This is a genomic window from Vibrio hyugaensis (assembly GCF_002906655.1).
Classification (GTDB): domain Bacteria; phylum Pseudomonadota; class Gammaproteobacteria; order Enterobacterales; family Vibrionaceae; genus Vibrio; species Vibrio hyugaensis.
Window position 1 is genome coordinate 2,393,949 of record NZ_CP025794.1, and the last position, 25,247, is coordinate 2,419,195.

Below are 25,247 nucleotides of genomic sequence, written 5' to 3' on the forward strand. Positions count from 1 at the left end.
CACCAAAAAACACATTCAAGTGTTCTTGGGAATATCACTTTTACTGTGATTATTCGAAATTGAGTCCGGCAAAATCGATATGTCTCTCGCTCATTCAAATAATGAGAGACAACTTTGGTGATTTGAACATCAACTCGAAACTCCTTCGGGTTGTATGGTTAAGTGACTAAGCGTACACGGTGGATGCCTTGGCAGTCAGAGGCGATGAAGGACGTATTAACTTGCGATAAGCCCAGATTAGGTAGTAAAAACCACTTGAGTCTGGGATTTCCGAATGGGGAAACCCACTAGCATAAGCTAGTATCGCTGCGTGAATACATAGCGCAGCGAGGCGAACCGGGGGAACTGAAACATCTAAGTACCCCGAGGAAAAGAAATCAACCGAGATTCCGAAAGTAGCGGCGAGCGAAATTGGACTAGCCCTTAAGCTTTATATGCGTTAGACGAACGGTCTGGAAAGTCCGGCAATAAAGGGTGATAGCCCCGTAGTTGACAACGCACATTCAGTGAAATCGAGTAGGGCGGGACACGTGATATCCTGTCTGAATATGGGGGGACCATCCTCCAAGGCTAAATACTACTGACTGACCGATAGTGAACCAGTACCGTGAGGGAAAGGCGAAAAGAACCCCTGTGAGGGGAGTGAAATAGAACCTGAAACCGTGTACGTACAAGCAGTAGGAGCACCTTCGTGGTGTGACTGCGTACCTTTTGTATAATGGGTCAGCGACTTATATTCAGTGGCAAGGTTAACCATCTAGGGGAGCCGTAGCGAAAGCGAGTGTTAACTGCGCGACTTAGTCGCTGGATATAGACCCGAAACCAGGTGATCTAGCCATGGGCAGGTTGAAGATTGAGTAACATCAATTGGAGGACCGAACCGACTAATGTTGAAAAATTAGCGGATGACTTGTGGCTAGGGGTGAAAGGCCAATCAAACCTGGAGATAGCTGGTTCTCCCCGAAAGCTATTTAGGTAGCGCCTCGGACGAATACTACTGGGGGTAGAGCACTGTTAAGGCTAGGGGGTCATCCCGACTTACCAACCCTTTGCAAACTCCGAATACCAGTAAGTACTATCCGGGAGACACACGGCGGGTGCTAACGTCCGTCGTGGAGAGGGAAACAACCCAGACCGCCAGCTAAGGTCCCAAATTATTACTAAGTGGGAAACGATGTGGGAAGGCTCAGACAGCCAGGATGTTGGCTTAGAAGCAGCCATCATTTAAAGAAAGCGTAATAGCTCACTGGTCGAGTCGGCCTGCGCGGAAGATGTAACGGGGCTAAGTAATAAACCGAAGCTGCGGCAATGAAGTTTACTTCATTGGGTAGGGGAGCGTTCTGTAAGCCGTTGAAGGTGTGTTGTAAAGCATGCTGGAGGTATCAGAAGTGCGAATGCTGACATGAGTAACGATAAAGGGGGTGAAAAACCTCCTCGCCGGAAGACCAAGGGTTCCTGTCCAACGTTAATCGGGGCAGGGTAAGTCGACCCCTAAGGCGAGGCCGAAAGGCGTAGTCGATGGGAAACGGGTTAATATTCCCGTACTTCTTACAATTGCGATGGGGGGACGGAGAAGGCTAGGTGGGCCTGGCGACGGTTGTCCAGGTTCAAGTGCGTAGGCTGAAGAGTTAGGTAAATCCGGCTCTTTTTAAGGCTGAGACACGACGTCGAGCTACTACGGTAGTGAAGTCATTGATGCCATGCTTCCAGGAAAAGCCTCTAAGCTTCAGATTGTAAGGAATCGTACCCCAAACCGACACAGGTGGTCGGGTAGAGAATACCAAGGCGCTTGAGAGAACTCGGGTGAAGGAACTAGGCAAAATGGTACCGTAACTTCGGGAGAAGGTACGCTCTTGATGGTGAAGTCCCTTGCGGATGGAGCTGACGAGAGTCGCAGATACCAGGTGGCTGCAACTGTTTATTAAAAACACAGCACTGTGCAAAATCGTAAGATGACGTATACGGTGTGACGCCTGCCCGGTGCCGGAAGGTTAATTGATGGGGTTAGACTTCGGTCGAAGCTCTTGATCGAAGCCCCGGTAAACGGCGGCCGTAACTATAACGGTCCTAAGGTAGCGAAATTCCTTGTCGGGTAAGTTCCGACCTGCACGAATGGCGTAATGATGGCCACGCTGTCTCCACCCGAGACTCAGTGAAATTGAAATCGCTGTGAAGATGCAGTGTACCCGCGGCTAGACGGAAAGACCCCGTGAACCTTTACTACAGCTTGGCACTGAACATTGACCCTACATGTGTAGGATAGGTGGGAGGCTTTGAAGCACAGTCGCTAGATTGTGTGGAGCCGTCCTTGAAATACCACCCTTGTAGTGTTGATGTTCTAACGTCGACCCCTAATCGGGGTTGCGGACAGTGCCTGGTGGGTAGTTTGACTGGGGCGGTCTCCTCCCAAAGAGTAACGGAGGAGCACGAAGGTGGGCTAATCACGGTTGGACATCGTGAGGTTAGTGCAATGGCATAAGCCCGCTTGACTGCGAGAATGACAATTCGAGCAGGTGCGAAAGCAGGTCATAGTGATCCGGTGGTTCTGTATGGAAGGGCCATCGCTCAACGGATAAAAGGTACTCCGGGGATAACAGGCTGATACCGCCCAAGAGTTCATATCGACGGCGGTGTTTGGCACCTCGATGTCGGCTCATCACATCCTGGGGCTGAAGTCGGTCCCAAGGGTATGGCTGTTCGCCATTTAAAGTGGTACGCGAGCTGGGTTTAGAACGTCGTGAGACAGTTCGGTCCCTATCTGCCGTGGGCGTTGGAAGATTGAAGGGGGCTGCTCCTAGTACGAGAGGACCGGAGTGGACGAACCTCTGGTGTTCGGGTTGTGTCGCCAGACGCATTGCCCGGTAGCTAAGTTCGGAATCGATAACCGCTGAAAGCATCTAAGCGGGAAGCGAGCCCTGAGATGAGTCTTCCCTGATACTTTAAGTATCCTAAAGGGTTGTTCGAGACTAGAACGTTGATAGGCAGGGTGTGTAAGCGTTGTGAGGCGTTGAGCTAACCTGTACTAATTGCCCGTGAGGCTTAACCATACAACACCCAAGGGGTTTTGATGGACTCAATGCAAGAACGATTGAATGTGTAAGAACTTAGAAACAGCTTTCCGAATTAAAGAATTTGCTTGGCGACCATAGCGATTTGGACCCACCTGACTTCCATTCCGAACTCAGAAGTGAAACGAATTAGCGTCGATGGTAGTGTGGGGTTTCCCCATGTGAGAGTAGAACATCGCCAGGCTTTATTTCGCACTTGCTTATTTAATAAGCAAGTCACCATAAAGTTCTAAATTATTTTAGAGTTTTATGTTGACTTTCAAAGTGAAAAGCGTATCATACGCACCTCGCTTAAGTGCTAAGGCACTGAAAGCCAAGCTCTTTAACAATATAGACCTATCAATCTGTGTGGGCACTCGTTGATGATAATCCAATTAGATACCTCGGTATCAAATTAGGTTTCAATGAACTGAGTGACCAATCAAGTCTTCGGACTTGGCACAGTCAATTCATTATCATTCTGTTGGAATGATAATAGCTTTAAAATTACTTCTTACTTTCGAGTAAGGATGAGTTTTGAAGTCAGTATTCGTTGAGCCGAACAAAATCTTAAATTGAAGAGTTTGATCATGGCTCAGATTGAACGCTGGCGGCAGGCCTAACACATGCAAGTCGAGCGGAAACGAGTTATCTGAACCTTCGGGGAACGATAACGGCGTCGAGCGGCGGACGGGTGAGTAATGCCTAGGAAATTGCCCTGATGTGGGGGATAACCATTGGAAACGATGGCTAATACCGCATGATGCCTACGGGCCAAAGAGGGGGACCTTCGGGCCTCTCGCGTCAGGATATGCCTAGGTGGGATTAGCTAGTTGGTGAGGTAATGGCTCACCAAGGCGACGATCCCTAGCTGGTCTGAGAGGATGATCAGCCACACTGGAACTGAGACACGGTCCAGACTCCTACGGGAGGCAGCAGTGGGGAATATTGCACAATGGGCGCAAGCCTGATGCAGCCATGCCGCGTGTGTGAAGAAGGCCTTCGGGTTGTAAAGCACTTTCAGTCGTGAGGAAGGTAGTGCAGTTAATAGCTGCATTATTTGACGTTAGCGACAGAAGAAGCACCGGCTAACTCCGTGCCAGCAGCCGCGGTAATACGGAGGGTGCGAGCGTTAATCGGAATTACTGGGCGTAAAGCGCATGCAGGTGGTTTGTTAAGTCAGATGTGAAAGCCCGGGGCTCAACCTCGGAATAGCATTTGAAACTGGCAGACTAGAGTACTGTAGAGGGGGGTAGAATTTCAGGTGTAGCGGTGAAATGCGTAGAGATCTGAAGGAATACCGGTGGCGAAGGCGGCCCCCTGGACAGATACTGACACTCAGATGCGAAAGCGTGGGGAGCAAACAGGATTAGATACCCTGGTAGTCCACGCCGTAAACGATGTCTACTTGGAGGTTGTGGCCTTGAGCCGTGGCTTTCGGAGCTAACGCGTTAAGTAGACCGCCTGGGGAGTACGGTCGCAAGATTAAAACTCAAATGAATTGACGGGGGCCCGCACAAGCGGTGGAGCATGTGGTTTAATTCGATGCAACGCGAAGAACCTTACCTACTCTTGACATCCAGAGAACTTTCCAGAGATGGATTGGTGCCTTCGGGAACTCTGAGACAGGTGCTGCATGGCTGTCGTCAGCTCGTGTTGTGAAATGTTGGGTTAAGTCCCGCAACGAGCGCAACCCTTATCCTTGTTTGCCAGCGAGTAATGTCGGGAACTCCAGGGAGACTGCCGGTGATAAACCGGAGGAAGGTGGGGACGACGTCAAGTCATCATGGCCCTTACGAGTAGGGCTACACACGTGCTACAATGGCGCATACAGAGGGCAGCAAGCTAGCGATAGTGAGCGAATCCCAAAAAGTGCGTCGTAGTCCGGATTGGAGTCTGCAACTCGACTCCATGAAGTCGGAATCGCTAGTAATCGTGGATCAGAATGCCACGGTGAATACGTTCCCGGGCCTTGTACACACCGCCCGTCACACCATGGGAGTGGGCTGCAAAAGAAGTAGGTAGTTTAACCTTCGGGAGGACGCTTACCACTTTGTGGTTCATGACTGGGGTGAAGTCGTAACAAGGTAGCGCTAGGGGAACCTGGCGCTGGATCACCTCCTTATACGATGATTACTCACGATGAGTGTCCACACAGATTGATACGGTTTATAAGTAAAAGAGACGAAGATATCCCAATATCTTCAATCCAGTGTCCCGTTCGTCTAGAGGCCTAGGACACCGCCCTTTCACGGCGGTAACAGGGGTTCGACTCCCCTACGGGATACCATTGGGTCGTTAGCTCAGTTGGTAGAGCAGTTGACTTTTAATCAATTGGTCGCAGGTTCGAATCCTGCACGACCCACCATTCTTCTCCACGAAGAATTAAAACTTATGTGGGCGATTAGCTCAGTTGGGAGAGCACCTGCCTTACAAGCAGGGGGTCACTGGTTCGAGCCCGGTATCGCCCACCATTCTCTAAGTATTTTTGGATAGGAATTCCAAACCACTTCAGTAAAACGTATGTGGTTAGAATCTTCGACTCTGAAAGTCTTTAGAAAATGACCTTCTTCGGAAGTGATTTGCTCTTTAACAATTTGGAAAGCTGACAAAGTAATCTTTAAGATTACTTGTAAAGTTCTCAATGTTTGTCTTTATGACAAACACCAAAAAACACATTCAAGTGTTCTTGGGAATATCACTTTTACAGTGATTATTCGAAATTGAGTCCGGCAAAATCGAAATATCTCTCGCTCATTCAAATAATGAGAGACAACTTTGGTGATTTGAACATCAACTCGAAACTCCTTCGGGTTGTATGGTTAAGTGACTAAGCGTACACGGTGGATGCCTTGGCAGTCAGAGGCGATGAAGGACGTATTAACTTGCGATAAGCCCAGATTAGGTAGTAAAAACCACTTGAGTCTGGGATTTCCGAATGGGGAAACCCACTAGCATAAGCTAGTATCGCTGCGTGAATACATAGCGCAGCGAGGCGAACCGGGGGAACTGAAACATCTAAGTACCCCGAGGAAAAGAAATCAACCGAGATTCCGAAAGTAGCGGCGAGCGAAATTGGACTAGCCCTTAAGCTTTATATGCGTTAGACGAACGGTCTGGAAAGTCCGGCAATAAAGGGTGATAGCCCCGTAGTTGACAACGCACATTCAGTGAAATCGAGTAGGGCGGGACACGTGATATCCTGTCTGAATATGGGGGGACCATCCTCCAAGGCTAAATACTACTGACTGACCGATAGTGAACCAGTACCGTGAGGGAAAGGCGAAAAGAACCCCTGTGAGGGGAGTGAAATAGAACCTGAAACCGTGTACGTACAAGCAGTAGGAGCACCTTCGTGGTGTGACTGCGTACCTTTTGTATAATGGGTCAGCGACTTATATTCAGTGGCAAGGTTAACCATCTAGGGGAGCCGTAGCGAAAGCGAGTGTTAACTGCGCGACTTAGTCGCTGGATATAGACCCGAAACCAGGTGATCTAGCCATGGGCAGGTTGAAGATTGAGTAACATCAATTGGAGGACCGAACCGACTAATGTTGAAAAATTAGCGGATGACTTGTGGCTAGGGGTGAAAGGCCAATCAAACCTGGAGATAGCTGGTTCTCCCCGAAAGCTATTTAGGTAGCGCCTCGGACGAATACTACTGGGGGTAGAGCACTGTTAAGGCTAGGGGGTCATCCCGACTTACCAACCCTTTGCAAACTCCGAATACCAGTAAGTACTATCCGGGAGACACACGGCGGGTGCTAACGTCCGTCGTGGAGAGGGAAACAACCCAGACCGCCAGCTAAGGTCCCAAATTATTACTAAGTGGGAAACGATGTGGGAAGGCTCAGACAGCCAGGATGTTGGCTTAGAAGCAGCCATCATTTAAAGAAAGCGTAATAGCTCACTGGTCGAGTCGGCCTGCGCGGAAGATGTAACGGGGCTAAGTAATAAACCGAAGCTGCGGCAATGAAGTTTACTTCATTGGGTAGGGGAGCGTTCTGTAAGCCGTTGAAGGTGTGTTGTAAAGCATGCTGGAGGTATCAGAAGTGCGAATGCTGACATGAGTAACGATAAAGGGGGTGAAAAACCTCCTCGCCGGAAGACCAAGGGTTCCTGTCCAACGTTAATCGGGGCAGGGTAAGTCGACCCCTAAGGCGAGGCCGAAAGGCGTAGTCGATGGGAAACGGGTTAATATTCCCGTACTTCTTACAATTGCGATGGGGGGACGGAGAAGGCTAGGTGGGCCTGGCGACGGTTGTCCAGGTTCAAGTGCGTAGGCTGAAGAGTTAGGTAAATCCGGCTCTTCTTAAGGCTGAGACACGACGTCGAGCTACTACGGTAGTGAAGTCATTGATGCCATGCTTCCAGGAAAAGCCTCTAAGCTTCAGATTGTAAGGAATCGTACCCCAAACCGACACAGGTGGTCGGGTAGAGAATACCAAGGCGCTTGAGAGAACTCGGGTGAAGGAACTAGGCAAAATGGTACCGTAACTTCGGGAGAAGGTACGCTCTTGATGGTGAAGTCCCTTGCGGATGGAGCTGACGAGAGTCGCAGATACCAGGTGGCTGCAACTGTTTATTAAAAACACAGCACTGTGCAAAATCGTAAGATGACGTATACGGTGTGACGCCTGCCCGGTGCCGGAAGGTTAATTGATGGGGTTAGACTTCGGTCGAAGCTCTTGATCGAAGCCCCGGTAAACGGCGGCCGTAACTATAACGGTCCTAAGGTAGCGAAATTCCTTGTCGGGTAAGTTCCGACCTGCACGAATGGCGTAATGATGGCCACGCTGTCTCCACCCGAGACTCAGTGAAATTGAAATCGCTGTGAAGATGCAGTGTACCCGCGGCTAGACGGAAAGACCCCGTGAACCTTTACTACAGCTTGGCACTGAACATTGACCCTACATGTGTAGGATAGGTGGGAGGCTTTGAAGCACAGTCGCTAGATTGTGTGGAGCCGTCCTTGAAATACCACCCTTGTAGTGTTGATGTTCTAACGTCGACCCCTAATCGGGGTTGCGGACAGTGCCTGGTGGGTAGTTTGACTGGGGCGGTCTCCTCCCAAAGAGTAACGGAGGAGCACGAAGGTGGGCTAATCACGGTTGGACATCGTGAGGTTAGTGCAATGGCATAAGCCCGCTTGACTGCGAGAATGACAATTCGAGCAGGTGCGAAAGCAGGTCATAGTGATCCGGTGGTTCTGTATGGAAGGGCCATCGCTCAACGGATAAAAGGTACTCCGGGGATAACAGGCTGATACCGCCCAAGAGTTCATATCGACGGCGGTGTTTGGCACCTCGATGTCGGCTCATCACATCCTGGGGCTGAAGTCGGTCCCAAGGGTATGGCTGTTCGCCATTTAAAGTGGTACGCGAGCTGGGTTTAGAACGTCGTGAGACAGTTCGGTCCCTATCTGCCGTGGGCGTTGGAAGATTGAAGGGGGCTGCTCCTAGTACGAGAGGACCGGAGTGGACGAACCTCTGGTGTTCGGGTTGTGTCGCCAGACGCATTGCCCGGTAGCTAAGTTCGGAATCGATAACCGCTGAAAGCATCTAAGCGGGAAGCGAGCCCTGAGATGAGTCTTCCCTGATACTTTAAGTATCCTAAAGGGTTGTTCGAGACTAGAACGTTGATAGGCAGGGTGTGTAAGCGTTGTGAGGCGTTGAGCTAACCTGTACTAATTGCCCGTGAGGCTTAACCATACAACACCCAAGGGGTTTTGATGGACTCAATGCAAGAACGATTGAATGTGTAAGAACTTAGAAACAGCTTTCCGAATTAAAGAATTTGCTTGGCGACCATAGCGATTTGGACCCACCTGACTTCCATTCCGAACTCAGAAGTGAAACGAATTAGCGTCGATGGTAGTGTGGGGTTTCCCCATGTGAGAGTAGAACATCGCCAGGCTTTATTTCGCACTTGCTTATTTAATAAGCAAGTCACCATAAAGTTCTAAATTATTTTAGAGTTTTATGTTGACTTTCAAAGTGAAAAGCGTATCATACGCACCTCGCTTAAGTGCTAAGGCACTGAAAGCCAAGCTCTTTAACAATATAGACCTATCAATCTGTGTGGGCACTCGTTGATGATAATCCAATTAGAAACTTCGGTTTCAAATTAGGTTTCAATGAACTGAGTGACCAATCAAGTCTTCGGACTTGGCACAGTCAATTCATTATCATTCTGTTGGAATGATAATAGCTTTAAAATTACTTCTTACTTTCGAGTAAGGATGAGTTTTGAAGTCAGTATTCGTTGAGCCGAACAAAATCTTAAATTGAAGAGTTTGATCATGGCTCAGATTGAACGCTGGCGGCAGGCCTAACACATGCAAGTCGAGCGGAAACGAGTTATCTGAACCTTCGGGGAACGATAACGGCGTCGAGCGGCGGACGGGTGAGTAATGCCTAGGAAATTGCCCTGATGTGGGGGATAACCATTGGAAACGATGGCTAATACCGCATGATGCCTACGGGCCAAAGAGGGGGACCTTCGGGCCTCTCGCGTCAGGATATGCCTAGGTGGGATTAGCTAGTTGGTGAGGTAATGGCTCACCAAGGCGACGATCCCTAGCTGGTCTGAGAGGATGATCAGCCACACTGGAACTGAGACACGGTCCAGACTCCTACGGGAGGCAGCAGTGGGGAATATTGCACAATGGGCGCAAGCCTGATGCAGCCATGCCGCGTGTGTGAAGAAGGCCTTCGGGTTGTAAAGCACTTTCAGTCGTGAGGAAGGTAGTGTAGTTAATAGCTGCATTATTTGACGTTAGCGACAGAAGAAGCACCGGCTAACTCCGTGCCAGCAGCCGCGGTAATACGGAGGGTGCGAGCGTTAATCGGAATTACTGGGCGTAAAGCGCATGCAGGTGGTTTGTTAAGTCAGATGTGAAAGCCCGGGGCTCAACCTCGGAATAGCATTTGAAACTGGCAGACTAGAGTACTGTAGAGGGGGGTAGAATTTCAGGTGTAGCGGTGAAATGCGTAGAGATCTGAAGGAATACCGGTGGCGAAGGCGGCCCCCTGGACAGATACTGACACTCAGATGCGAAAGCGTGGGGAGCAAACAGGATTAGATACCCTGGTAGTCCACGCCGTAAACGATGTCTACTTGGAGGTTGTGGCCTTGAGCCGTGGCTTTCGGAGCTAACGCGTTAAGTAGACCGCCTGGGGAGTACGGTCGCAAGATTAAAACTCAAATGAATTGACGGGGGCCCGCACAAGCGGTGGAGCATGTGGTTTAATTCGATGCAACGCGAAGAACCTTACCTACTCTTGACATCCAGAGAACTTTCCAGAGATGGATTGGTGCCTTCGGGAACTCTGAGACAGGTGCTGCATGGCTGTCGTCAGCTCGTGTTGTGAAATGTTGGGTTAAGTCCCGCAACGAGCGCAACCCTTATCCTTGTTTGCCAGCGAGTAATGTCGGGAACTCCAGGGAGACTGCCGGTGATAAACCGGAGGAAGGTGGGGACGACGTCAAGTCATCATGGCCCTTACGAGTAGGGCTACACACGTGCTACAATGGCGCATACAGAGGGCAGCAAGCTAGCGATAGTGAGCGAATCCCAAAAAGTGCGTCGTAGTCCGGATTGGAGTCTGCAACTCGACTCCATGAAGTCGGAATCGCTAGTAATCGTGGATCAGAATGCCACGGTGAATACGTTCCCGGGCCTTGTACACACCGCCCGTCACACCATGGGAGTGGGCTGCAAAAGAAGTAGGTAGTTTAACCTTCGGGAGGACGCTTACCACTTTGTGGTTCATGACTGGGGTGAAGTCGTAACAAGGTAGCGCTAGGGGAACCTGGCGCTGGATCACCTCCTTATACGATGATTACTCACGATGAGTGTCCACACAGATTGATACGGTTTATAAGTAAAAGAGACGAAGATATCCCAATATCTTCAATCCAGTGTCCCGTTCGTCTAGAGGCCTAGGACACCGCCCTTTCACGGCGGTAACAGGGGTTCGACTCCCCTACGGGATACCATTGGGTCGTTAGCTCAGTTGGTAGAGCAGTTGACTTTTAATCAATTGGTCGCAGGTTCGAATCCTGCACGACCCACCATTCTTTAAGAATGACTCTCAAGATGGGGCTATAGCTCAGCTGGGAGAGCGCCTGCCTTGCACGCAGGAGGTCTGCGGTTCGATCCCGCATAGCTCCACCATTCTTGACGTCTACCACAAGACGAAAAACTTATGTGGGCGATTAGCTCAGTTGGGAGAGCACCTGCCTTACAAGCAGGGGGTCACTGGTTCGAGCCCGGTATCGCCCACCATCTTTAAGCATATTTTCTTTAAATAGAAAGACGAGTGTGTTTAAAAATGGTTACTTCATAAGAAGTGATTAGCTCTTTAACAATTTGGAAAGCTGACAAAGTAATCTTTAAGATTACTTGTAAAGTTCTCAATGTTTGTCTTTATGACAAACACCAAAAAACACATTCAAGTGTTCTTGGGAATATCACTTTTAAGTGATTATTCGAAATTGAGTCCGGCAAAATCGATATGTCTCTCGCTCATTCAAATAATGAGAGACAACTTTGGTGATTTGAACATCAACTCGAAACTCCTTCGGGTTGTATGGTTAAGTGACTAAGCGTACACGGTGGATGCCTTGGCAGTCAGAGGCGATGAAGGACGTATTAACTTGCGATAAGCCCAGATTAGGTAGTAAAAACCACTTGAGTCTGGGATTTCCGAATGGGGAAACCCACTAGCATAAGCTAGTATCGCTGCGTGAATACATAGCGCAGCGAGGCGAACCGGGGGAACTGAAACATCTAAGTACCCCGAGGAAAAGAAATCAACCGAGATTCCGAAAGTAGCGGCGAGCGAAATTGGACTAGCCCTTAAGCTTTATATGCGTTAGACGAACGGTCTGGAAAGTCCGGCAATAAAGGGTGATAGCCCCGTAGTTGACAACGCACATTCAGTGAAATCGAGTAGGGCGGGACACGTGATATCCTGTCTGAATATGGGGGGACCATCCTCCAAGGCTAAATACTACTGACTGACCGATAGTGAACCAGTACCGTGAGGGAAAGGCGAAAAGAACCCCTGTGAGGGGAGTGAAATAGAACCTGAAACCGTGTACGTACAAGCAGTAGGAGCACCTTCGTGGTGTGACTGCGTACCTTTTGTATAATGGGTCAGCGACTTATATTCAGTGGCAAGGTTAACCATCTAGGGGAGCCGTAGCGAAAGCGAGTGTTAACTGCGCGACTTAGTCGCTGGATATAGACCCGAAACCAGGTGATCTAGCCATGGGCAGGTTGAAGATTGAGTAACATCAATTGGAGGACCGAACCGACTAATGTTGAAAAATTAGCGGATGACTTGTGGCTAGGGGTGAAAGGCCAATCAAACCTGGAGATAGCTGGTTCTCCCCGAAAGCTATTTAGGTAGCGCCTCGGACGAATACTACTGGGGGTAGAGCACTGTTAAGGCTAGGGGGTCATCCCGACTTACCAACCCTTTGCAAACTCCGAATACCAGTAAGTACTATCCGGGAGACACACGGCGGGTGCTAACGTCCGTCGTGGAGAGGGAAACAACCCAGACCGCCAGCTAAGGTCCCAAATTATTACTAAGTGGGAAACGATGTGGGAAGGCTCAGACAGCCAGGATGTTGGCTTAGAAGCAGCCATCATTTAAAGAAAGCGTAATAGCTCACTGGTCGAGTCGGCCTGCGCGGAAGATGTAACGGGGCTAAGTAATAAACCGAAGCTGCGGCAATGAAGTTTACTTCATTGGGTAGGGGAGCGTTCTGTAAGCCGTTGAAGGTGTGTTGTAAAGCATGCTGGAGGTATCAGAAGTGCGAATGCTGACATGAGTAACGATAAAGGGGGTGAAAAACCTCCTCGCCGGAAGACCAAGGGTTCCTGTCCAACGTTAATCGGGGCAGGGTAAGTCGACCCCTAAGGCGAGGCCGAAAGGCGTAGTCGATGGGAAACGGGTTAATATTCCCGTACTTCTTACAATTGCGATGGGGGGACGGAGAAGGCTAGGTGGGCCTGGCGACGGTTGTCCAGGTTCAAGTGCGTAGGCTGAAGAGTTAGGTAAATCCGGCTCTTCTTAAGGCTGAGACACGACGTCGAGCTACTACGGTAGTGAAGTCATTGATGCCATGCTTCCAGGAAAAGCCTCTAAGCTTCAGATTGTAAGGAATCGTACCCCAAACCGACACAGGTGGTCGGGTAGAGAATACCAAGGCGCTTGAGAGAACTCGGGTGAAGGAACTAGGCAAAATGGTACCGTAACTTCGGGAGAAGGTACGCTCTTGATGGTGAAGTCCCTTGCGGATGGAGCTGACGAGAGTCGCAGATACCAGGTGGCTGCAACTGTTTATTAAAAACACAGCACTGTGCAAAATCGTAAGATGACGTATACGGTGTGACGCCTGCCCGGTGCCGGAAGGTTAATTGATGGGGTTAGACTTCGGTCGAAGCTCTTGATCGAAGCCCCGGTAAACGGCGGCCGTAACTATAACGGTCCTAAGGTAGCGAAATTCCTTGTCGGGTAAGTTCCGACCTGCACGAATGGCGTAATGATGGCCACGCTGTCTCCACCCGAGACTCAGTGAAATTGAAATCGCTGTGAAGATGCAGTGTACCCGCGGCTAGACGGAAAGACCCCGTGAACCTTTACTACAGCTTGGCACTGAACATTGACCCTACATGTGTAGGATAGGTGGGAGGCTTTGAAGCACAGTCGCTAGATTGTGTGGAGCCGTCCTTGAAATACCACCCTTGTAGTGTTGATGTTCTAACGTCGACCCCTAATCGGGGTTGCGGACAGTGCCTGGTGGGTAGTTTGACTGGGGCGGTCTCCTCCCAAAGAGTAACGGAGGAGCACGAAGGTGGGCTAATCACGGTTGGACATCGTGAGGTTAGTGCAATGGCATAAGCCCGCTTGACTGCGAGAATGACAATTCGAGCAGGTGCGAAAGCAGGTCATAGTGATCCGGTGGTTCTGTATGGAAGGGCCATCGCTCAACGGATAAAAGGTACTCCGGGGATAACAGGCTGATACCGCCCAAGAGTTCATATCGACGGCGGTGTTTGGCACCTCGATGTCGGCTCATCACATCCTGGGGCTGAAGTCGGTCCCAAGGGTATGGCTGTTCGCCATTTAAAGTGGTACGCGAGCTGGGTTTAGAACGTCGTGAGACAGTTCGGTCCCTATCTGCCGTGGGCGTTGGAAGATTGAAGGGGGCTGCTCCTAGTACGAGAGGACCGGAGTGGACGAACCTCTGGTGTTCGGGTTGTGTCGCCAGACGCATTGCCCGGTAGCTAAGTTCGGAATCGATAACCGCTGAAAGCATCTAAGCGGGAAGCGAGCCCTGAGATGAGTCTTCCCTGATACTTTAAGTATCCTAAAGGGTTGTTCGAGACTAGAACGTTGATAGGCAGGGTGTGTAAGCGTTGTGAGGCGTTGAGCTAACCTGTACTAATTGCCCGTGAGGCTTAACCATACAACACCCAAGGGGTTTTGATGGACTCAATACAAGAACGATTGAATGTGTAAGTAGAACTTAAAACAGCTTTCCGGATTAAAGAATTTGCTTGGCGACCATAGCGATTTGGACCCACCTGACTTCCATTCCGAACTCAGAAGTGAAACGAATTAGCGCCGATGGTAGTGTGGGGTTTCCCCATGTGAGAGTAGGACATCGCCAGGCTTTAAATTTAGACTTAAATGTCTAACCAGTGCGGAGCGGTAGTTCAGTTGGTTAGAATACCGGCCTGTCACGCCGGGGGTCGCGGGTTCGAGTCCCGTCCGCTCCGCCACTTATTTAGAAAGCCTTGCTAGAAATAGCAAGGCTTTCGTCGTTTCTAGAGCCATAAATCTCCTACCTGTTTTATACCAATCTGGAAAATTAACTGGTCAGGTTAATCCATTCTCTTCTGCACATATCTGTCACCCTATCAGTACTTTCCAAGAATCGATCCCATGCGCTGCACACCTTGTCTACAATATCGTTGTAGTTCGTAAAGGTCTGGTTCGCTAAATAGTGTTGTCGTAGCCAACTCCATACTTGTTCTATTGGGTTCAACTCTGGTGAATAGGGTGGGAGCTTGATGATACTCAAATTGCTGTTGCTTCACCGCTCGGGGTCTTGTGCCACGCTCCGCCCATAAGCGAGTCGTGGTATTTTGTTGTCCAAATCTCGCTTCGTCTTGAAACCAGATATCGACCGCCTCAAGGCTTATGTGACCTGAGATCTTGAGGATCGTTTCAGTTTTGAATTTTTTTTAAAATCGTCTTGGAGCTGTTGAGATTGAGAAGGGTGTTTGGAGCGTGACGTTATCCAAGAAAAGCCCATACGATTGAGCAAGTAATAGATAGAATCTGGGTCGTAATGCTTGCCAAACTCTTTGATGATGTAGGCGTGAATGTCACTACCACTACCACTACCACTACCACTACCACTACCACTACCACTACCAGTTAATCTTCCTCCAGAAGGTTCGGAAGCTCGCCTCTTAATATATTGGCTTAACTGTTCACGTTGTTTTGGGGTAAGAAACGTAGGTCTTCCTGTTCTTGGTTTTTCTTGTAAGCCTTCAAGTCCTTCCTCCAGAAAGGTCTGAACCCATTTATTTACGCTAGTGCGACTTACCTTTAAGTGCTTGGCAATCTGTGTTCGAGATTGTCCTTCTTTAAAGTGTGCTAGAGCGAGTAGACGCATCTTCATCTGAATAGACTTTTGCTGGCTAGCGAGCTTTTTAAAGTTGATGTTACTGAAGCTATCCCTAGTATTCTCGAACAAGAAGTTATAAAGCTAATTAGATCATATTCTTACTTAGATTGGTATTACTCCCTAAACCCTCTATATCTTTCCTTTTTACTAAATTGATCATTAGATAGTGCTAACGCACTATCGGTCTGTCACAATGCCACCACTTCTCACGCCTCTAGAACAGCCTTAAACTCGTTGTTAAAACATATCGAGCTTGTGTCTAGTCCCATACTAAATTAGGCATAAGAACTGCGTGTGAGCGTTTTGAGGGAGATGTAGATAAGTTGGTGTAAAGTAAGCAGAGGGGTTAAGAAACCTTTTGGATTCTTAAATTGGTAGAGTGCTGCAGTTTGACGTCAGGAATGTTGCCATGATACAGAGTGACTTGATTACGTCCGGAGTGCTTTGAGTAATACATGGCTTTATCTGCGTTAACCATTAACTCTTTTGCGCTAAATACTTGCCCGTCATATTCTGCGACACCAATGCTAACCGTTGTGCTGATCTCGATACCATCAACTTTACACGGTGCGTTTTGAATCGCATCTCTGATCCTCTCTGCTACCTCATAGGCTTGTATTGCGCTAGTGTGAGCTAAGATCACGGCAAACTCTTCTCCCCCTAAACGACCAATAAAATCAGTACCACGAATTACTCCTTGGCAGCTCTTTGCTACGTGATGGATCACTTGATCTCCAGAGAAGTGACCAACTTGATCATTTATCTCTTTAAAGTGGTCAATATCGATCATTACGCACGATAGGGTTTGACTGTCCCTTGAGTGCGAGCTCAGAGCTTTATCTAGGCTGGTTAAGAATGCTCGACGATTCAACACACCAGTTAATTCATCGGTCTCTGAGAGCGTTTTAAGGCGTTTCTCAAGTAGATGTGTTTTGGTGACATCACGAACGGACCAAATCACCCATTTCTCGTCACCTTGGAAGCTTTCTATGGGTTTGATGATTGCTTCAAACCAAGTTTCCTCCGGATTCTCTAATGCTTCTAGTTCTTCTATGGGCATTAACAAGTGGTCTTGTAGAGCGATACTATATTTGATGGCTTTTGGCTCGTTAGAGCGAATCACATCACTAATATAGCTGCTCAACTCAGCAGCTTTGCTTGCCGACAAAACATCGTTCAATGTTAGATTAGTATAGCTTTTTGCGTTGAAGTGTTTTGAATAGTAAGTGCCACCGAAACTTTCGATATAGCGGCCTTGTTCATTAAGGATAAAGACATGATCAGGGAGGGTATTCAAAATGGCATTAAGCCAATTGTCCCTTTCTTTGTAAATCATGAGGTTAGTTCCTTTATCCAATGTAAGCCGTTGATTATATCTGGTTATATTGAGTTCACAATCAATACTGATCACAGTTCAATGTATCAGGGTTGACTAATGTTTGTACAAAGGAACAGAAGAAATGCGTAGAGGTGTTGAGTTGTGAGGATGTTTGAAGACAATAAAAAAGGCTTAGCCATTGCTGACTAAGCCTTTTTTACAAAATTACTGTATGAACTGATATTAGTTCATGCCGTACTTTTTAAGTTTCTTGCGAAGAGTACCGCGGTTGATACCCATCATAGTTGCTGCGCGAGTTTGATTACCGCGAGTGTACTGCATGATGGTATCTAGTAGTGGCTGTTCAACTTCAGCTAGAACTAATTCGTATAGTTCTGTTACTTCCTGGCCGTTTAGTTGAGCTAGGTAGTTTTTAAGAGACGCTTTAACAGAGTCACGTAAAGGCTTTTGAGTAATCTGGTCTTGTGACGTTACTGTAGTTACTGTTAATGCTTCTGAAGTCAGATTTTGTTCGAACATATTCGGTCTAGCTCTTCTCTTAATTATGATGCAACGTTATCAAAATAACCTTCTAACGCCTCAAGTTGCAGCTGAGCTGCATCGATAGCGTTGAAGGTACGACGAAACTCACTTGCTCGTTCATGCTCTTTTAGATACCAGCCAACGTGCTTACGCGCGATTCGTGGACCTAAGAACTCTCCATAAAAATCATGAAGAGCATTCACATGACCAAGCATAATGGTTTTCACTTCCTCGCTTGGAAGCTCATCCATTGTGGCGCCGTTTTCCAAATAGTGATGGATTTCCTGAAAAATCCAAGGACGACCCTGGGCAGGGCGTCCAATCATTAAAGCGTCTGCACCGGTGTACTCCAGTACAAACTTGGCCTTCTCCGGGCTATCGATATCACCGTTTGCGATAACCGGAATAGATATGGCCTGTTTAACCGCTTTAATGCTGTCGTATTCGGCCTCACCTTTGTACATACACGCTTTTGTTCTACCATGCAGAGCGAGAGCTTGTATGCCGCAGTCTTCGGCTAATTTAGCGATTTGGACACAGTTTTTATTGTCTGTGTCCCAGCCAGTTCGGGTCTTCAACGTTACAGGAACGTCTACTGCATTCACTACCGCAGTCAAAATCTCTTTGATGATGTCTGGGTGCTGAAGCAGTGCAGAACCCGCCAGCTTCTTATTCACTTTCTTTGCTGGGCAGCCCATATTGATATCGATGATTTGCGCACCGTTTTCAACACTGAATTGAGCCGCATCGGCCATAAGCTGTGGATCGGAACCCGCAATCTGTACAGAACGAATGCCCGATTCGCCTTCATGTACCATGCGCTGTTTCGACTTTGACGTTCCCCATAGTTTCGGGTTAGCAGACATCATTTCACTGACGGCCATTCCCGCACCATAGCGAAGACACAACTCGCGAAACGGTCTATCCGTTACACCAGCCATAGGGGCTACGATTAGATTGTTCTTAAGTTGATAGTTTCCGATTTTCAAAACGTCATCACAGTTCTGTACCAGCAAGGGCGCGCATTTTACGCATTTTTTCACTGCGTGAAAAGACTAATATTTGAGCATTTACAAATTGTTTTTGTAATTTGTATGAAATTCAAACAATTAGCCCTGAAAACCTTGTCTAGCCTTGCTTACGACCAGAGATACGACACCATTCGCTTTGCTCTGCGATAGGGTCAATGTGAAGCTCGTCACGGTAATAGTTCGCAACATCTTCTGCTTGAGTGTCTAAAACACCCGACATCGCGAGGTCACCATTTGGTTTAACCAAACCTTTGATGATAGGTGCAAGTTCACGTAGTGGACCAGCAAGAATGTTAGCAACAACCACATCGGCGATCAGGCCCTCAGGTTGGTTTTGAGGAAGGTATACTTCTAATTGGTCAGCAACACCATTGCGCTCTGCGTTGTCGCGAGAAGCTTGAAGAGCTTGAGGATCAATGTCGATTCCGATCACTTTACCCGCACCAAGTTTGATCGCTGCGATCGCTAAAATGCCAGAGCCACAACCAAAGTCGATGACGGTTTTACCAGACAAGTCTAGGCTTTCTAGCCATTCAAGACACAATGCTGTGGTTGGGTGGGTACCAGTACCGAACGCCAGGCCAGGATCCAGCATGACGTTAACCGCGTCTGGTTCTGGAACTTCACGCCAGCTTGGACAAATCCATAGGCGCTCGCCAAACTTCATTGGGTGGAAGTTTTCCATCCATTCGCGTTCCCAGTCTTTGTCTTCTAGTTGTTCTACTTTGTAAGCAAAATCGTCTGCTAGCATACCGCTTGCTTTGATTTGAGTGATGATGAAGTTTGTATCTGCTTCTGCATCGTACAGTGCCAGAATGTCAGTATCGCCCCATAAGCGAGTCTCGCCAGGTAGAGGTTCGAATACGGGCGTATCCTGCGCGTCTAGGAATGTTACAGACAGCGCACCAGTCTCTTCCATTAGCATGTCGCCGATTTGCTCAGCGTTTTCATTGGTCGCATTGAGTTTGATTTGAATCCAAGGCATTTGTTTTTGCTCTTAAAGTGAATGAAGTGGCGCAGAGTTTACCAGAACTCTACGATTTGTTTGAGTATAGACTTTATACAAAACAAAAATGCCCACAGATGTGGGCATTTATTATGAGGTTAGCGAAGGCTTACTGTAGGCCTAGCTTCTTCTCTAGGTAGTGAATGTTCGCACCACCGTGTTGGAAGTTCTCATCATTCATGATTGACTCTTGTAGAGTAACGTTAGTCTTGATGCCTTCAATGATCATCTCGCCTAGTGCGTTTTTCATACGTGCAATCGCTACATCACGGTTCTCACCGTAAGTGATCAGTTTACCAATCATTGAATCGTAATGAGGTGGTACTGTGTAGCCTGTGTAGATGTGAGATTCCCAGCGAACACCCATGCCGCCAGGCGCGTGGAAGCGTTCAATCTTACCTGGTGAAGGTAGGAAGCGCTCTGGGTCTTCTGCGTTGATACGACACTCAATCGCATGGCCGCGGATCTTGATGTCATCCTGAGTGAATGACAGTGGCTGACCTGCTGCTACGCGTAGCTGTTCTTTAATTAGGTCAACACCAGTAACCATTTCTGTCACTGGGTGCTCAACCTGAATGCGAGTGTTCATTTCGATGAAATAGAACTCACCGTTCTCGTATAGGAATTCGAACGTACCTGCACCACGGTAACCGATTTCTAGACATGCACGAGTACAACGTTCACCGATGTACTTACGCATCTCTTCTGTGATACCTGGTGCTGGAGCTTCTTCAACAACCTTCTGGTGACGACGTTGCATAGAACAATCACGCTCACCTAGGTGGATAGCGCCACCTTGGCCGTCAGCAATAACCTGAACTTCAACGTGACGTGGGTTTTCTAGGAATTTCTCCATGTAAACCATGTCGTTATTGAATGCCGCTTTTGCTTCTGCGCGGGTCATTGCGATAGCTTCGATAAGATCGCCTTCTGAGCGAACAACGCGCATACCACGGCCACCGCCACCACCAGAAGCTTTGATGATTACCGGGTAGCCGATACGCTTAGCGTGGGCTTTATTTTTGTCTTCGTCGTTATCTAGTGGACCGTCAGAACCTGGTACACAAGGAACGCCTGCTTTTTTCATTGCGTTGATTGCTGACACTTTGTCACCCATTATGCGGATGGTGTCTGCTTTAGGACCAACGAAGATGAAACCGCTGCGCTCTACTTGTTCAGCAAAGTCTGCGTTCTCAGATAGGAAACCGTAACCTGGGTGAATCGCAATCGCACCGGTCACTTCTGCTGCAGAAATGATGCGAGGGATGTTCAGGTAGCTGTCGATACCACGAGCTGGACCGATACATACTGTTTCGTCTGCGAGTAGTACGTGCTTAAGATCGCGGTCAGCAGTCGAGTGTACTGCCACAGTCTTAATGCCTAATTCTTTACAAGCGCGAAGGATACGAAGTGCAATTTCACCTCGGTTCGCGATGACTACTTTATCTAGCATAAGGCAAGCCCCGCTTATTCGATTACAACTAGTGGTTGGTCGAATTCAACTGGCTGGCCGTCTTCAACTAGGATTGCAGTTACAACACCTGATTTGTCCGCTTCAATTTGGTTCATCATTTTCATCGCTTCAACGATACATAGTGTATCGCCAGCATTTACGCTCTGACCAACTTCAACGAATGACTTTGAATCTGGACTTGGAGAACGGTAGAAAGTACCAACCATTGGAGAAAGAACTTGGTGACCTGCAGGAACTGCTGCTGGTGCCTCTGCTGCCATTGCTGGAGCGTCAGCTACCGGTGCTGCCACTGGAGCAGGTGCTGCTACTGGAGCTGCTGCGTAATGAACTGGTGCTGGAGCAGCGGGTGCGCCGTGACGACTGATTCGTACCGACTCTTCACCTTCAGAAATCTCTAGCTCAGCAATGCCAGACTCTTCAACTAACTCAATTAGCTTTTTGATTTTACGAATATCCATCTTTTCTTTCTCTTTTATCTTGTGATTAAGACAACCCTAACGGGCTGCAGAGTGTTTGGTCTACTTTGCCTGCAATTTCGCAATTGCTGCAGACAGAGCAAATTCATAACCTTGCGCACCTAAACCGCAAATTACCCCTTCCGCTTTATCAGAGAGGTAAGAATGGTGACGGAACGGCTCACGGGCATGAACGTTCGATAGGTGCACCTCGATAAATGGGATGGCTACGCCAAGTAGTGCATCTCGCAGCGCAACACTGGTATGAGTGAAGGCTGCTGGATTGATAATGATGAAGTCCACCTTGCCGTACGCGGCATGAATCGCTTCAATCAGCTCGTACTCACGATTAGATTGCAGGTGTTCAAGTTCCACCCCAGACTTGTGAGCCTGTTCAGCTAAAGCGTCAACAATCTGTGCTAGGGTGTTGTTACCATAGTGTGTCGGTTCACGCAGGCCTAGTAGATTAAGATTTGGCCCATTTAGAACAAGAATCCGTGACTTTGCAGACATTGTGTTGCTATCTTCCTTTATCGTGAGCAGAACGTTTATATTCCCAAATATACGATAAATCAGCACGATTTTTTTGTTAAAACCGCGCAAATTTTAAAAAATCGACCAAGATTATAGCTAATTCACAGCAATTAGCAGCAATTTACTGGTCTAATCTCCCAATAGCCCCCGCCATTTCTGTAACCCAGTTAACAAAAACAACATAATTGCCACGTTTCTTTTGTGGTTTATTTTGCATCTACGCACAAAAAAGCCGCCATATGCAATGGCGGCTTTTAAGGCTAGCGTTTAAAACAGGGCTGGGTGTTATGCCAGTTCTGCTTTTTCTGCGATCAGCTTGTCTACTACGCTTGGATCGGCCAGTGTAGAAGTGTCTCCTAAGTTACTGGTATCACCCGTTGCAATCTTACGCAAGATACGACGCATGATCTTACCGGAGCGAGTTTTTGGTAGAGAGTCCGTCCAGTGCAGTACATCCGGTGTTGCGATTGGACCAATCTCTTTGCGCACCCAGTTCTTTACTTCTTTATGTAATTCCGCTGATGGGAACTCACCATCATTAAGCGTGACATAAGCGTAAATTGCCTGACCTTTGATGTCATGAGGAATACCGACAATCGCCGCTTCTGCAATCTTATTGTGTGCAACCAGTGCTGATTCAATCTCTGCAGTACCCATGCGGTGACCCGACACATTCAATACGTCATCTACACGACCTGTAATCCAGTAATAGCCGTCTTCGTCACGACGAGCACCATCACTAGTGAAGTACATGCCTTTGAAGGTCGAGAAGTAGGTTTGCTCAAAGCGCTCATGGTCGCCGTAAACAGTACGCATCTGACCTGGCCATGAATCAAGGATCACCAAGTTACCTTCTGCAGCGGTTTCTTCGATGATGTTACCCATGTTGTCCACTAACGCAGGTTGTACGCCGAAGAATGGGCGAGTTGCAGAGCCTGGTTTCAGGTCTGTGGCACCCGGTAGTGGCGCAATCAAGATACCGCCTGTTTCTGTTTGCCACCAAGTATCAACGATCGGTGAGTTCTCATTACCAATGGTTTTGTAGTACCACTCCCATGCTTCTGGGTTGATAGGTTCACCTACTGAACCCATTACACGCAAGCTTGAACGAGATGTTCCGGCTACCGCTTCGTTACCTTTTGCCATTAGTGCACGAATCGCTGTTGGCGCAGTGTAGAGAATGTTCACTTGATGTTTATCAACCACTTCGCTCATGCGAGCCGTGCTTGGGTAGTTTGGTACACCTTCGAACAGAATGGTTTTCGCTCCATTCGCCAGTGGACCGTAAATAAGGTAAGTGTGACCCGTAATCCACCCCACATCTGCCGTACACCAGAACGTTTCGCCTTCTTGGTAATCGAACACGTATTTGAAAGTCATGGTCGCGTACACTAGATAGCCGCCCGTGGTGTGCAGCACACCTTTTGGCTTACCAGTGGAGCCTGAAGTGTAAAGAATGAATAGAGGGTCTTCCGCTTTCATCTCTTCAGGTGGGCATACATCAGAAACGATGGCTGTTGCTTCGTGCCACCAAACATCACGATGCTCGTGCCAATCAATGTCGCCACCTGTGCGTTTTAGTACGACAACTTTGTCGATGGTCTTCACTTCTGGGTTTGTCAGTGCTTCATCAACGTTTTTCTTCAGTGGTACTGCGCGACCACCACGAACGCCTTCGTCAGCAGTGATCACGATTTTCGCATCTGAGTCGATGATACGACCGGATAATGCTTCTGGTGAGAAACCACCAAATACCACGGTATGAACGGCACCAATACGCGTACATGCCAGCATTGCGATAGCCGCTTCTGGCACCATTGGCATGTAAAGACAAACCACGTCGCCTTTGTGCACACCTTGCTCTTTTAGTGCGTTAGAGAACTTACACACTTCTTTGTGTAGTTCGTTGAATGTAAGGGTTTTGTCATCAGCAGGATCATCGCCTTCCCAGATGATAGCGACTTCGTCACCACGCTCGGCAAGGTGGCGATCAATACAGTTTGCAGATACGTTCAGCGTGCCGTCTTCGAACCAACGAATGTCGACGTGACCAGTATCGAAAGAGGTGTTTTTAACTTGAGTGAATGGCTTAATCCAATCGACAACTTTACCGTGTTCGCTCCAGAAGCCTTCAGGGTCGCTTACCGACTGCTGATACATGGCTAGGTAAGTGTCATTATCCGCATGCGTATGGTTTTTAATATTTTCTTTTACCGGATAAACGTGGGCTTCGCTCATGGCTTCTCTCCTTGTGCCTTTAATTCTCGACCTTCGTCTTTTGTAGGGCTATTTCCGTTCTTTAGTCTGTGATTCATCAAGAACGTTGCTGTGCATATAACTGTCAGTCACAGCGCGTATTTCCACAATTAGACTTTAGGATGAGAGTGAGGAATGCGCCGCGATATTGCTGAAATTAAAGCGAATGTGGGAGGTGGATCGAAAGCTGAGTATTGAACCTATTGGGTATAAGGCACGCTTAGGTTTGGTAAATCGCCTTTGGTTAGGCGCACATACACCAAAGCAGCAGATTTTGCGTCTTGCAGGGCATCGTGTTTGTCTTGAATCGGTAGCTCAAGGTGCTTACAAATCGCATCAAGACTTAAGTCGAAGTAGGCGTTAGGCAAATGACGTTCGAGCTTGTCGTGATAAATCTGGCTCACTTCGATGAGTGGGTTGGGCAGTGGGAAGCCTAAATGCCTCAGACAAGCAAGGTCGAGGATCTTTTTGTCATAGCGAATGTGGTAGCCAACCAAAGGACGATTACCGATAAAGTCGAGTAGCTTGATGAGCGCTTCTTTTTCGCTGATACCATCAACCAAATCTTGGTGGCGGATATGGTGAATTTTTACCGAGCCTGAATCGAGTGATTGCGGGGCGCGCAGTCGAACTTCGAACGGTTTACTGGTGATGATGCGATTGTCGATGATTTTGGTCGCAGCGATGGTGACCAGCTCGGCACGGTTGGGATCCAAGCTGGTGGTTTCGCAATCGAGAGAGACAAACTCGCCTTTTTGCGGCGAACAAAACAGTGGCTGATAAGGTGAGCCTTTCAGCTTGTAATGCCAGTATTTCCTTTGTAGCCAATTCATCCCTGTTACCTCTCGTCTTATTTGCCTAAAAGA

Annotated in this window: 9 protein-coding genes, 8 tRNA genes, 8 rRNA genes and 1 pseudogene; 16 read left to right on the top strand and 10 right to left on the bottom strand. The window is 48.2% G+C overall.

The annotated features are described in order from the left end of the window. Positions 1 to 156 precede the first annotated feature (156 nt). From C1S74_RS11810 to C1S74_RS11890, 16 genes are all read left to right on the top strand, one after another. A 23S ribosomal RNA gene (locus tag C1S74_RS11810) occupies positions 157 to 3,047 on the top strand. A gap of 88 nt (positions 3,048 to 3,135) precedes the next feature. Next, a 5S ribosomal RNA gene (gene rrf, locus C1S74_RS11815) occupies positions 3,136 to 3,252 on the top strand. Positions 3,253 to 3,619: 367 nt separating this feature from the next. Then, a 16S ribosomal RNA gene (locus C1S74_RS11825) occupies positions 3,620 to 5,172 on the top strand. Positions 5,173 to 5,261: 89 nt separating this feature from the next. Next, positions 5,262 to 5,337: transfer RNA gene (locus C1S74_RS11830), tRNA-Glu, on the top strand. A gap of 2 nt (positions 5,338 to 5,339) precedes the next feature. After that, positions 5,340 to 5,415, top strand: a tRNA-Lys gene (locus C1S74_RS11835). 30 nt (positions 5,416 to 5,445) lie between these two features. Further along, positions 5,446 to 5,521: transfer RNA gene (locus tag C1S74_RS11840), tRNA-Val, on the top strand. Between the two features lie 346 nt (positions 5,522 to 5,867). Then, positions 5,868 to 8,758: ribosomal RNA gene (locus C1S74_RS11845) — 23S ribosomal RNA — on the top strand. An 88-nt stretch (positions 8,759 to 8,846) separates the two neighbouring features. Beyond that, positions 8,847 to 8,963: ribosomal RNA gene (gene rrf / locus C1S74_RS11850) — 5S ribosomal RNA — on the top strand. A gap of 367 nt (positions 8,964 to 9,330) precedes the next feature. Next, a 16S ribosomal RNA gene (locus tag C1S74_RS11855) occupies positions 9,331 to 10,883 on the top strand. 89 nt (positions 10,884 to 10,972) lie between these two features. Beyond that, positions 10,973 to 11,048 (top strand) — tRNA-Glu (locus C1S74_RS11860). Positions 11,049 to 11,050: 2 nt separating this feature from the next. Then, positions 11,051 to 11,126 (top strand) — tRNA-Lys (locus C1S74_RS11865). Between the two features lie 24 nt (positions 11,127 to 11,150). Further along, positions 11,151 to 11,226, top strand: a tRNA-Ala gene (locus tag C1S74_RS11870). 35 nt (positions 11,227 to 11,261) lie between these two features. Beyond that, positions 11,262 to 11,337 (top strand) — tRNA-Val (locus C1S74_RS11875). 306 nt (positions 11,338 to 11,643) lie between these two features. Then, positions 11,644 to 14,534 (top strand): 23S ribosomal RNA (locus C1S74_RS11880). A gap of 90 nt (positions 14,535 to 14,624) precedes the next feature. Next, positions 14,625 to 14,741: ribosomal RNA gene (gene rrf, locus C1S74_RS11885) — 5S ribosomal RNA — on the top strand. The 16S, 23S and 5S rRNA genes sit together here with 8 tRNA genes alongside, the layout of an rRNA operon. Before the next feature lie 32 nt (positions 14,742 to 14,773). Further along, positions 14,774 to 14,850: transfer RNA gene (locus C1S74_RS11890), tRNA-Asp, on the top strand. An 89-nt stretch (positions 14,851 to 14,939) separates the two neighbouring features. Here the strand turns inward: C1S74_RS11890 and C1S74_RS26525 are convergent. The 10 genes and pseudogenes from C1S74_RS26525 to C1S74_RS11950 all read right to left on the bottom strand — a co-directional run bounded on the left by C1S74_RS26525 (position 14,940) and on the right by C1S74_RS11950 (position 25,214). After that, positions 14,940 to 15,758 (bottom strand): annotated as a pseudogene (locus C1S74_RS26525) (IS630 family transposase). Positions 15,759 to 16,110: 352 nt separating this feature from the next. Further along, positions 16,111 to 17,100 carry a sensor domain-containing diguanylate cyclase gene (locus C1S74_RS11905; protein WP_045399590.1) on the bottom strand — a complete coding sequence of 330 codons (990 nt, stop codon included), beginning with the start codon at positions 17,098 to 17,100 and terminating at the stop codon, positions 16,111 to 16,113. 225 nt (positions 17,101 to 17,325) lie between these two features. Further along, complete coding sequence (fis, locus tag C1S74_RS11910) at positions 17,326 to 17,622, bottom strand: DNA-binding transcriptional regulator Fis (RefSeq protein ID WP_000462885.1); 297 nt, start codon at positions 17,620 to 17,622, stop codon at positions 17,326 to 17,328. A 23-nt stretch (positions 17,623 to 17,645) separates the two neighbouring features. Beyond that, the gene (gene dusB / locus C1S74_RS11915) at positions 17,646 to 18,614 is read right to left on the bottom strand and encodes a tRNA dihydrouridine synthase DusB (protein ID WP_045399670.1); all 969 of its coding nucleotides are present in this window, start codon (positions 18,612 to 18,614) and stop codon (positions 17,646 to 17,648) included. A gap of 139 nt (positions 18,615 to 18,753) precedes the next feature. Further along, positions 18,754 to 19,641, bottom strand: coding sequence for a 50S ribosomal protein L11 methyltransferase (prmA, locus tag C1S74_RS11920; RefSeq protein WP_045399593.1), 888 nt, complete (start codon positions 19,639 to 19,641; stop codon positions 18,754 to 18,756). Between the two features lie 130 nt (positions 19,642 to 19,771). Then, positions 19,772 to 21,115, bottom strand: a complete 1,344-nt coding sequence (gene accC / locus C1S74_RS11930) for an acetyl-CoA carboxylase biotin carboxylase subunit (RefSeq protein ID WP_038870929.1) — start codon at positions 21,113 to 21,115, stop codon at positions 19,772 to 19,774. 14 nt (positions 21,116 to 21,129) lie between these two features. Continuing rightward, positions 21,130 to 21,594: an acetyl-CoA carboxylase biotin carboxyl carrier protein gene (accB, locus tag C1S74_RS11935; RefSeq protein ID WP_039974237.1), complete on the bottom strand. Its 465-nt coding sequence runs from the start codon at positions 21,592 to 21,594 to the stop codon at positions 21,130 to 21,132. Between the two features lie 60 nt (positions 21,595 to 21,654). Beyond that, the gene (gene aroQ / locus C1S74_RS11940; RefSeq protein WP_038870935.1) at positions 21,655 to 22,104 is read right to left on the bottom strand and encodes a type II 3-dehydroquinate dehydratase; all 450 of its coding nucleotides are present in this window, start codon (positions 22,102 to 22,104) and stop codon (positions 21,655 to 21,657) included. Positions 22,105 to 22,410: 306 nt separating this feature from the next. Further along, positions 22,411 to 24,363, bottom strand: a complete 1,953-nt coding sequence (gene acs, locus C1S74_RS11945) for an acetate--CoA ligase (protein ID WP_045399595.1) — start codon at positions 24,361 to 24,363, stop codon at positions 22,411 to 22,413. Positions 24,364 to 24,581: 218 nt separating this feature from the next. After that, positions 24,582 to 25,214: a 3'-5' exonuclease gene (locus tag C1S74_RS11950; RefSeq protein ID WP_005440406.1), complete on the bottom strand. Its 633-nt coding sequence runs from the start codon at positions 25,212 to 25,214 to the stop codon at positions 24,582 to 24,584. Positions 25,215 to 25,247 lie beyond the last annotated feature (33 nt).

Bases quoted from the DNA above. Each gene is read 5' to 3' on its own strand.
- C1S74_RS11905 (WP_045399590.1), bottom strand. From the start codon at position 17,100: ATGATTTACAAAGAAAGGGACAATTGGCTTAATGCCATTTTGAATACC.
- fis (WP_000462885.1), bottom strand. From the start codon at position 17,622: ATGTTCGAACAAAATCTGACTTCAGAAGCATTAACAGTAACTACAGTA.
- prmA (WP_045399593.1), bottom strand. From the start codon at position 19,641: ATGCCTTGGATTCAAATCAAACTCAATGCGACCAATGAAAACGCTGAG.
- accC (WP_038870929.1), bottom strand. From the start codon at position 21,115: ATGCTAGATAAAGTAGTCATCGCGAACCGAGGTGAAATTGCACTTCGT.
- accB (WP_039974237.1), bottom strand. From the start codon at position 21,594: ATGGATATTCGTAAAATCAAAAAGCTAATTGAGTTAGTTGAAGAGTCT.
- aroQ (WP_038870935.1), bottom strand. From the start codon at position 22,104: ATGTCTGCAAAGTCACGGATTCTTGTTCTAAATGGGCCAAATCTTAAT.
- acs (WP_045399595.1), bottom strand. From the start codon at position 24,363: ATGAGCGAAGCCCACGTTTATCCGGTAAAAGAAAATATTAAAAACCAT.
- C1S74_RS11950 (WP_005440406.1), bottom strand. From the start codon at position 25,214: ATGAATTGGCTACAAAGGAAATACTGGCATTACAAGCTGAAAGGCTCA.